General features: G+C 54.6%; 6 protein-coding genes. All 6 read right to left on the reverse strand.

Annotated features, from left to right (window positions below):
* Nucleotides 1-550: 550 nt before the first annotated feature.
* The 6 genes from gluQRS to cobI all read right to left on the reverse strand — a co-directional run bounded on the left by gluQRS (nucleotide 551) and on the right by cobI (nucleotide 9,512).
* Nucleotides 551-1,495 carry a tRNA glutamyl-Q(34) synthetase GluQRS gene (gluQRS, locus tag Q0482_RS07140; protein WP_299145045.1) on the reverse strand — a complete coding sequence of 315 codons (945 nt, stop codon included), beginning with the start codon at nucleotides 1,493-1,495 and terminating at the stop codon, nucleotides 551-553.
* Nucleotides 1,495-4,422, reverse strand: coding sequence for an insulinase family protein (locus Q0482_RS07145; protein WP_299145047.1), 2,928 nt, complete (start codon nucleotides 4,420-4,422; stop codon nucleotides 1,495-1,497). Before Q0482_RS07145 ends, gluQRS begins: the two co-directional genes overlap by 1 nt.
* 110 nt (nucleotides 4,423-4,532) lie before the next feature.
* Complete coding sequence (locus Q0482_RS07150; RefSeq protein WP_299145048.1) at nucleotides 4,533-5,765, reverse strand: aspartate kinase; 1,233 nt, start codon at nucleotides 5,763-5,765, stop codon at nucleotides 4,533-4,535.
* Between the two features lie 1,061 nt (nucleotides 5,766-6,826).
* Nucleotides 6,827-7,381 (reverse strand): cob(I)yrinic acid a,c-diamide adenosyltransferase, encoded by a 555-nt coding sequence (gene cobO, locus Q0482_RS07155; protein WP_299145050.1) that lies wholly within the window; start codon nucleotides 7,379-7,381, stop codon nucleotides 6,827-6,829.
* A 52-nt stretch (nucleotides 7,382-7,433) separates the two neighbouring features.
* Nucleotides 7,434-8,801 (reverse strand): cobyrinate a,c-diamide synthase, encoded by a 1,368-nt coding sequence (locus Q0482_RS07160; protein WP_299145052.1) that lies wholly within the window; start codon nucleotides 8,799-8,801, stop codon nucleotides 7,434-7,436.
* Nucleotides 8,802-9,512, reverse strand: coding sequence for a precorrin-2 C(20)-methyltransferase (gene cobI, locus Q0482_RS07165; protein ID WP_299145054.1), 711 nt, complete (start codon nucleotides 9,510-9,512; stop codon nucleotides 8,802-8,804).
* Between the last annotated feature and the right edge of the window lie 818 nt (nucleotides 9,513-10,330).

The following is a 10,330-nucleotide window of genomic DNA, read 5'->3' on the forward strand; positions in this document are numbered from 1 at the left end:
AAAATGTCATGTTTATTAATAGGAATCTAATTTACACAAGGAATTTTACACCCTCGCCACCAAAGGGGGGAAAACTCTTTTCCATCGCCCGCAAGGGCGGTTGTAAAGGTTTTATCATAATGGCGCCCTTATTTCCAAAAGGCACCCACCTTCACCCTTTGAACCCTTTGCACCCTCTGAACCCTCATCCCTAAAGGGGAAACGACTCACTATGATTTGCGCGTCGCTTTGCTCCTTCAAATCATGTTCGCTGTGCACGCCCAAAGGCGGCATGGGCTCGCTGCGCTCGTTTCCCCCTTCCACCACTTCGTGGTCCCCCCACCCCCGCATGCGGGGGTGGGCAAGTTTTGTGGGGAGAAAGCCGGCTCCCCTGATCCTCGATCCCGATCTTCGATCCCAATCTTCGATCCCAGCCGCTCCGCGGCTGCACGCCCACCACAACCCTCACAGCCAAAGGCCGTGTCAAACCTGAGAGCCCCGTCAAACCTCTGAACCCTCACGCCCGAAAGAGCGTGTCCATAAAAAAACGCCCTCAAAAGGGAGCGTTTTTTTATGATACAGGAAGGACGATGTGCTTCTGTTTCAGATTTTTCAGTTTTTCGAAGGGGAAGTTCTCTACCGCTTCTTTCCTTGTAACCGGTCTCATGTCCGGAAGGCCTCCGGCCAGGTGGAGGAGGAGGCCCATGAGGTCTTCGGGACTGTATCCTCTGTTCCTTAGTTCTTCTATGGTAATGCCCTGCTGTCTTTTGGAGAGGCGTATGCCCTTTTTGTCTGTGAGCAGGGGCAGGTGGCCATAGACTGGCGGCTGGTATCCCAGTTTTTCCATAAGGAAGACCTGGTAGGGTGTGGAATCCAGAAGGTCATTTCCACGGAATACGTGGGTGACGCCCATGGCTCCGTCGTCTATGGAGACAGCCAGCTGGTAGGCCACAAGGCCGTCGGCGCGGCGGATGACGAAGTCGTCGGCCCCTTTTTTGAGATGTCTTGTCACTTTTCCGAAGAAGAGGTCACGGAAGGTAATATCCCCCTCTTCCATGGCCACTCTCCAGCAGGGGGTCTTGGTCATGGCTTTTCTTTCTTCTTCCGAAAGGTTTCGGCAGTGTCCGTCGTAGACAGGTCGGTTTTCTCCTTCGTGGGGGGCGGAGAGGACCTGGTGGATGCGGCTCCGGCTGCAGTAGCAGGGGTAGATGTGTCCTTTCTTTTCCATTTCAGAAAGGATTTTCCCGTAGATGTCGTATCTTCTGCTCTGCACGGTGCTTCCGTAGGGATAGGTGCCCTCCGGTCCTTCGTCATAGTCAAGGCCCATCCAGGCGAGGTCTTCCAGAATGCCTTCCCCATAGAATGTATGGCAGCGGTCTCTGTCAATGTCTTCCATGCGGAGGATAATGGTCCCCCCCTGCTGTCTTGTCCAGAGCCAGTTCAGGAAGGCGATCCAAAGGTTGCCCAGGTGCATGCGGCCGGTGGGGCTGGGGGCAAAACGAGTGCGTACTTTCATCAGTTCGGCATGGATTTGACAGCGTCGAAGAGGTCTTTGTCCCTTTCGATTTTGTCTTCGCTGCCCATGACGCAGATGTAGGGATCCTTCATGACGCTTTCTACCAGGGGCGCCAGTTTCCTGATGTCTTCCACCTGGCAGTTGATCACTTCGTCCCTGATTTTCATGCGGGATTCCCTGGTATTACCGGAGAAGTAGTGTACCATGGCTCTTTCGCCCTTCATGGAGGGGGTGAGCTGGGTTTCAGCGGCGGCCATGGTGCCGATGACGTACTTGGTCATTTCCCTGTCGGAAAGGGTAAGGTTTTCCAGATAGGCCGGCAGGTCTTCATAGGCCTTCAGGGTTTCGGCAAGGTTCGGATCCCGGTAGGAGCAGAGGATGGCCGTGCCGTCCCGGAGGAACTGGGTGAATGCGCCGTAGGCGCCGCCCAGGACGCGCACCTTTTTCCACAGGTATTCGTAGCGGAGGATGGTTTCCATGACCTTCAGGGCGCCGGTGTATGCAAAGCCGTGGCTCTTGAAATTGCCGCCCTTGGCTACGTACTGCACCTTGCCGGAGGTACGGAAGGCTTCGTTCTTTTCTGCCGGCGGGAAACTGAATGGACGGGGTTCCTTCTTCTCCCCTTCTTCCATATCGTCCACAAGGAGGGAAAGGTTGGAAAGGACAGCTTTCTTTTCCTCTTCTTCCCCTATGGTTTCGAAGAAAAGACCACTTCTTGTGAAAATCTTTCGGGAAACTTCTTCCAGTTTTGCCACCAGTTTTTCCTTTTCACCGTCAAATTTCTTCGCAAGGTCCGCCAGGAAATAGTAGTAGGAAAGGCCGGACTGTTCGGCAAACTCCCCTCCCCTGGAGAAATAGGAGGTAAGCCTTGTCATTACGAGGCTGTGGCCTCTGGAGAAGGCGGTCATATCCCATTCCGATTTTTCCTGGAGAATCAGTTCCTTCAGCCGCTTGGTGTCGGTGAAGAGGGTGTGGTTGATCACTTCGCCCAGAAGGTCCAGAAGCTTATCTGCCTTGGAGGTGAGCGCCTTGGCGCGGACGGTAAGGGCAGGCAGGTAGGCATTGGTGTCTTCCACCTTTCCGTAGCCGTTTACCGCAAAGCTCATGCCGCCGGTGTAGGCGTTGGACATGCGGGCCAGTTCGCCGTAGCTGTGTTTTGTGGTGGAAAGGCTCCGAAGAAGGGTGGAGAGAAGAATGGCATAGGGAACATCCTCTTCCGTCAGGCCGCTGAGGGGGAAATAGAGGTTCAGGTAAGTAATGCCGTTGGTGTGTACGTCGAAATGGAAATGGTCCATGCCGGATACATTTTCCCTTTCCAGCACCTCTTCCTCCACCGTCCGTTTCAGGTCTTTGCGGGAAAGGAGGGGAATGGTTTCCAGCGCCTCTTCCGTTTCGCCGGAGGCCTGTCTTTCCTTCAGCGCTTTGGTGGACGCCATGATTTCATCCAGCTGTTCGTCGGAAAGGCTGCTCTTGAAGGCTGCCAGCTTTTCCGCCGTTTCCCGATTCATCTTTTCGGTGAGTCCCTTTTCCGGCTTCATGGTAATCAGTACCTGGTGCGGGTTCTTGATGACATAGCGGAGAAGGAGATTTTCGAAGTAATTGGTTTTCAGGTTATCCCTCAGGGTGTTGATATCGTCGATGTAGCGGAGGGCTTCCATGGGGTCCCGGTCATAGAGCCAGAGGTCCATGGCCCTTACGCCGTAGAACAGGCCCTTCGGACGGCCCTGGTAATCATTTTCACGGGCAGTGAATTCGGTGCGGTTCAGCGCCGCTTCCAGCATATCCTTGTCCAGTCCCTTCAGGGCGATGGAGCGGAGGGTGCTGTCCACCACATCCGCAAAGGCCTGCTGTTTATCCACTTCAGACCCTGTCACTTCCACGATCCATACAGGCTGCTTGTAGCTGTCGCCGTAGGAGCCGGACAGGTCGTTTCCAAGGCCTGCGTCCAGCACCGCCTGTTTCAAAGGCGCCCCGTCCATGTCGATAAGCACATAGTTCAGGATGCGGAAGGCCAGGGAGTCCATGGTGGACATGTGGTCGTTGAAAGCATTGTAAAGGGCATGGATGGCCTTGCCTTCGGTGTCTTCATTTTCCGCAATTCCATAGGGGGCGGTGACGGAAATCCGTTTCCCGAAGGGAGCCTGGGTCTTCACCATGGAGTCCACATTTCTTCTGTCGAAGGCGGAGAGATACTCCCTGTCCAGATATTCCAGGGTCTTATCAATATCCATATCACCGTAAAGGTAGATATAGCTGTTGGAGGGATGGTAGAAGCGGCGGTGGAATTCCGTAAATTCACGGAAGGACAGGGTGGGAATCACTTCCGGGTCCCCGCCGGATTCCACGCCGTAGGTGGTGTCAGGGAAAAGCTTTTCCATAGCCCGGTCTTCCATAATGGCTTCGGGAGAAGAAAGGGCCCCTTTCATTTCATTGTAAACTACGCCGTTGTATGTGAGAGGCGCTTCTTTGTTTTCCAGCTCGTAGTGCCAGCCTTCCTGCATGAGAATCTGGGGATTCTTCAGGCAGTTGGGATAGAAAACAGCATCCAGGTACACATCCATCAGATTATGGAAATCCACATCATTTCTGCTGGCAATGGGATACATGGTCTTATCCGGCCAGGTAATGGCATTGAGGAACGTATTCAGGGACCCCTTGGCCAGTTCCACGAAAGGTTCCTTCAAAGGATACTTGCGGGAACCGCAGAGGGTGGAATGTTCCATAATGTGGGGCACGCCCTTGGAATTGTCCGGGGTGGTGCGGAATGCGATGTAAAATACCTTGTTGTCATCGTCATTATCCAGATACATGAGACGGGCGCCGCTCTTCACGTGCTCCATCACATAGGCATCGGAATTGACTTCTTCAATATGAGACATGGATTTCACTCGGAATCCGTGAACCATGTCGCCTAATTTCCATTTCATATAAAACCTCCATGAAACAGGCCCCATTACTTGCCAAAGGTCAGCACTGTTTCCTAAACGTGCGAAAAAGCGCAGGTATGAACCTGTGCTTTTTCTTTGAAAAAACCAGATTATTCAGCTTTTGTATCAGGGAAAAATTCATCATGAATGGCCTGTACAGCCTTGTTCAGATCCTTCCGCAGGATGAGGCAGGAAATACTGATTTCAGAGGTGCTGACGATGTCGATGTTCACGCCGGCCCTTCCAAGGGCGCCGAACATGCGGGCAGCTACGCCGGGCGTTCCCAGCATGCCTGCTCCCACCACGGAAACCTTGGCAGTGTCATCATCATAAATGACCTCTTCCAGCTTGCCTTCGTCCCTCATCTTTTCAAGCACCCGTTTAGCATCCGGCAGATCCGTATCTTCAATGGTGAAAATAATATCTGTCTTGTCATCATTGGAATTTCTCACACTCTGCACGATCATATCTACAGTGATATTATCTTCAGCCAGTGCGGAGAAAACCATGTATGCCACACCGGGGATATTGCGAAGCCCCAGTACCGCAATCCTTGCTGCATGGGCATCCTGCGCCACGCCTCTTACCGATTCATTCTTACCTTCCATTGTGCATACCTCCCGGATAATGGTGCCTTCCTCATCAGTGAACGTAGACCGTACATGAATGGGAATATGATACTTCATGCCCAGCTCCACGCTGCGGGGCTGCATGACACCGGCGCCAAGCCTTGCCATTTCCAGCATTTCCGTATTGGTGATTTCCTTCATCTTGCGGCAGCCCTTCACATAGCGGGGATCGGCGGAATAAATGCCGTCCACGTCGGTGAAAATTTCACACATATCCGCATGCATGGCACCGGCTAAGGCCACTGCCGTAGCATCGGAACCGCCGCGGCCAAGGGTGGCCACATCGCCGTTGGGCATAATCCCCTGGAAGCCGGCTACGATGACAATCTTGCCTTCCTCCAGCTCCCGGAGCACCCGCTCCGGCTTCACATCATCAATGCGGGCCTTCCCGTAAGCACCGCCGGCAATGATCCCTGCCTGCGGACCAGTCAGGGAAATGGCCGGTACCCCCAGCTTCTTGAAAGTCATAGCCATAAGAGCGATGGACATCTGCTCCCCCGTTGCCAGAAGCATATCCATTTCCCTGCCATGATTGACAGAAGAAACCTGGGACGCCAGGTCCAAAAGATCATCGGTAGTATCCCCCATAGCGGACACCACGATGACAATCTTATCCCCCGGTTTCCGGTCCCGAAGAACACGGTTTGCAATATTCAGCATTTTTTCCGGTGTAGCCACCGAACTTCCACCGAATTTCTTAACATAAAGTGCCATTTACATCCCTCATTTACTGAGTAATCAATATATCTACAACTTAGAAAATTTTATCATGCCAGCGGATTTATGTAAAGAAGATTGTTGAAATTGGGGGCTGCCCTAACCTATTGTCCCCCCCGCAGGCGGGAGGAAGGTGGTGCCGCAGGCACCAAAAGGGGGGCGGGCCCTATGGGCCCGCGGATTGAAGGATTCAGAGGGCGAAGGAAGGGTTCTTAAGTTTAACCGGCCTTTGGCGGTCGGGTTCTCAGGTTTGACGGCGGCTTTGCCGCCGAGGGTTGTGGATTGCCGCCTACGGCGGCAATGATTATGAAGTCAGCGTTACGGGATGAGCTTCCTGCTACATAAATCATGCTAACATGGTGGGAAATTGACCGCTGACGCGGCCACCCCCTATCCGGCTGCGCCGGACTTCTCCACGGGAAAGCGTCTCACGAAATTTTCAGTCGCCTAGCGGCTCCCTACAAATTTCGTTCGCTTGCCACCCCTATTCAGGGGGGAGAATAGACCGCTCTACGCTTTCCCGCAGAGTCATGTGGCACAATGCTGAGCGTCCATAGGGACACTGTGCACATCCTGCATAGGATGTGCAAGTCGGGCGAAGTAGGGCACCTAGCCTGCCCATTAAGGTGCTTTCCTTTGGGCCGCCCGGCCGAACTCAGCGGGGGGAAAGGTGGTGACGCCAGCCACCAAAGGGGGTGTCGCTTTTCCATCGCCCGCCAGGGCGGTTGTATGGTTTTACTAGCTCACTAGTACACTAGTACACTATCACACCAGCCCACTAAATCGGTTTTATTCATAATGGCGCCCCGCTTTGCGGGGCGCCCCCTTCCACCACCTCGTGGTCCCCCACCCCCGCATGCGGGGGTGGGCAAGTTTGTGGGGAGAAAGCCAGCTCCCCCGATCCTCAATCCCGATCTTCGATCCCGGCCGCTCCGCGGCTGCGCCCACCACAACCCTCACGGCCAAAGGCCGTGTCAAACCTGAGAACCCTCGGGGCGAGAGCCCGTCAAACTTCGGCCCAAAGGGCCGTCAACCCTCACGCCCGAAAGGGCGTGTCATTAGAACTCTATCCCTCTTCTTGCCCGGATGCCTTTCTGGAAGGCGTGCTTTACCAGGGTCATTTCGGTGACGGTGTCCGCCAGGTCGATGAGTTCCTTTGGCGCGTAGCGGCCGGTGAGGATCATGTTGAGCTTTGGCGGTCTTTCCCTGATAAGGTCTGCCACTTCTTCTGTATCCAGCATGCCGAAATGGATGGCGTAGTTGATTTCATCCAGCACCACCAGGTCCCATGTCCCGCCCGTCACTTCATCCTTTACCATCTGCCAGGCTTTGCGGGCCAGTTCTTTCTTTTCCGCCAGTCTTTTTTCGTTGTCCGGGTCCTTTTTGTTGTGGAACACGAAGCCGTCGCCCATGGGGCGGATTTCGATGCGGCCATCCGCTTTTCCCAGGGTTTCGATGGCCTTCAGTTCCCCGTATTTCCAGGCGCCCTTGATGAACTGGAGGATGAGCACCTTCTGGCCGTCGCCCCAGGCGCGGACGGCGGTTCCGAGGGCGGCGGTGGTTTTCCCCTTGCCTGTTCCCGTATTGATAAGCACAAGTCCTTTTTCTTCCATAATATCTCCTTCGGATATGAATCAAGCCCGGTTTTGCGCGCCGGGCTTGTTTTTACCTGTTGTGAAAGGCTTCGCAGGAAGCCATGAATTTTTCCGCCGCCTTCGGGTTGCCTTCGAAGGACAGGTGGAGGTAGCTGGCCAGCACATTGCCTTCGGCAAAGCCTTCCAAGTGGCCTTCCTTCTGACGGGTGCCCTTCAGGTCGTAGGCCCAGGGGAAATCGTCTCCGCAGTCCAGAAGGGAGAAATGGAATTCGTGACCCTTCAGGATATCTCCCTCGTCGGCGATGATGCTCCTGCGGAGAGCCCTGCCGGTGACGTAGCCTACGCGCTGCAGCTTCTTCTGCATGACGCACACCCCCGGCACCAGGCCCGCCATGTCATAGGCATCGCCATCAAAGCCCCGGATTTTTTCGCAGAGGTACATGAGGCCGCCGCATTCGGCGTAAATGGGCATGCCTGCGTCTTTAGCCCGGTGGATGGCCTCCTTCATGGAAACATTATTTTCCAGCTCATGGAGAAACATTTCAGGAAATCCGCCGCCGAAGATGAGGCCGTCCACATCGGGGAGGCGGCTGTCCCTTAAGGGGCTGAAATTCACGAGCTCCGCCCCCATTTTCTCCAAAGCGTGGAGACTGGCGGGATAGTAGAAGGAAAAGGCTTCATCCCTGGCCACGCCGATACGGACCCGGGTCTTTCTGATTTCTTCCTTCTCCTCCGGCACATCAAGGGGCGCAGCACCTCTGGCGATGGACAGAAGTTTTTCCGTGTCCACCCACCGGCCGGCGTCCTCGCCCATGTGGCGGATAAGGTCCGCCGTTTCGATTTCCGTAACCGGCGTCAGACCCAGATGGCGCTCCGGCGTCTTGAGATTATCATCCCGGTGATAGGCGCCGATGACGGGCATATGGATTTTCTCCATCACATCCCGCACCATGGCCTCGTGGCGGTCGGATCCAAGCCGGTTCAGAATCACCCCGGCAATACGCGTATCTTTGTCGTATTCCCGAAATCCCAGAGCCGTGGCGGCAATGCTGTAGCCCACGGACTTGCAGTCCAGCACCAGAATCACCGGCGCATGGAGCTTCTTGGCAATGTCGGCGGTGGAGCTTACTCCATTGGCGCCGCCGTCATAGAGACCCATCACCCCTTCGATAATGGAAATATCCGCATTTCTGGAAAGATAGGAGAAATTGGACGCCAGATGCTCCGCCGGCGTCATCCATGTATCCAGATTGTAGGAAGGACTGCCTGCCGCCTTTTCATGGAAACCGGGGTCAATGTAGTCCGGCCCCACCTTGAAAGGCTGCACCTTCAGCCCTTGGGAGTGGAAATACGCAAGGAGCCCTGTCACAATGGTGGTCTTCCCCACGCCGCTGTTTGTCCCCGCAATGACCACCCGGGGACGAATGAGGCCTGCCATTTACTTGTCTCTCTTGGCAATAATGGTGCTGAGATAATTGGGCTTGTAGTCCGCCGGCAGGCTGTCAATGTCCCGGATCACCTTTTCATCGGGAAGGCCTGCGCGGGAAACCATGACGGACCGCTTGATCATGTGATGCTTACGGAGCTCCTCCTGCACAAAGGCAAAGCTCTTGTACACCTTCATAATCACCGCATTGTCCGAAGCAGAAAGGGCCTTGTCAAACTTCTCATGATCCGCTGTGGCGGGAATGATGAGCACATTCTCCTCCCACTCCGTCACCGGCAGGCCGATATAGGACGCAATGCCAAGGAACGCCGGAATGCCGGGGATGGTTTCCACCTCATAGTCCGGAGAATCCTTGAACTCATTGAAAATATACATGTAAGTGCTGTACAGCATGGGATCCCCCAGGGTAAGGAACACCAGATTCTTTCCTTCATCCAGCTTTTCCGCAATGATTTTGCGGTTCTCCTCCCACTGCTTCTCCACAGCAGCCATATCCGTATTCATCTGGAACACCATGGGGAGAATCGCCGTCTTGTCGGAAATATAGGGCTTGGCAATATTAAATGCAACAGACCCTTCCTTCTTTTCCGTTTTCGGAGTAATAATCATATCCGCAGACCGGATAGCTTCCACAGCCTTCACAGTCAGCAGCTTGGAATCTCCCGGTCCCACGCCGATGCCATATAATTTTCCCTTATTCATATGTAATACCTCCTCATAAAATATGAATCGTACTTTTATATTGTACCATCTGCGCCCAATGGGCGCAAAAGGTTCTTCGGGCCCCAGGGTTGTGGTGGCGGCACAGCCGCAGTATAAAAGGGGGCGCGGCTTCGCCGCAGGTTGTGAGTGAAAAGGTTCTTAGGATTGACCGGCCTGTCGGCCGGAGGGTTCGCAGGTTTGACAGCGGCTCCGCCGCCGAGGGTTGTGGTATCGCCCTTCGGGCGATGAGTATAAAGTCAGCGTTACGGGATTTGCAATAGTGCCACTATGGCTCCCCGTCATTTCGAGCGGAGGTACTAGCCGGTATGATCCCATAGATTTATGGAGCCAGTGAAAGGGAGCCGAGAAATCTCCTGCAGAATGCTGCCTTGCGTGGGGGCTGTTCGGCATAGAGTATCATTTCTCTGCTTAACCTCGTACACCCCTGCGCCACTCCGTGGCCCTCTTCCCCTCAAGGGGACGCAAGACGTTACGGGAATGCCTTCCTGCTACTTAATTCTTGCTAAGCATTCTGCTGAATTGGCCACCTCCGGTGGCCACCCCCTATCCGGCTGCGCCGGACTTCCCCCTATTCAGGGGGCAGAATGGGGCCTCTCTATGTTTCTTTGTAGAATCAAAAGTTGCACTATGCTGAAAGCGGGTTGTTGTGCCCCCGCTTGCGGGGTGGCAAAGGAACTGGATTTGTAGGGGAGCACAGCGACCCGAAAATCCAGTGACATGCTTCCCTTTGGGTAAAGGTGGTGGCGCCCACCACCTGCCGCCGCAGGCGGCCCCCGATCCTCGATCCCGATCTTCGA

The organism is uncultured Dialister sp. (assembly GCF_937959425.1).
GTDB lineage: Bacteria > Bacillota > Negativicutes > Veillonellales > Dialisteraceae > Dialister.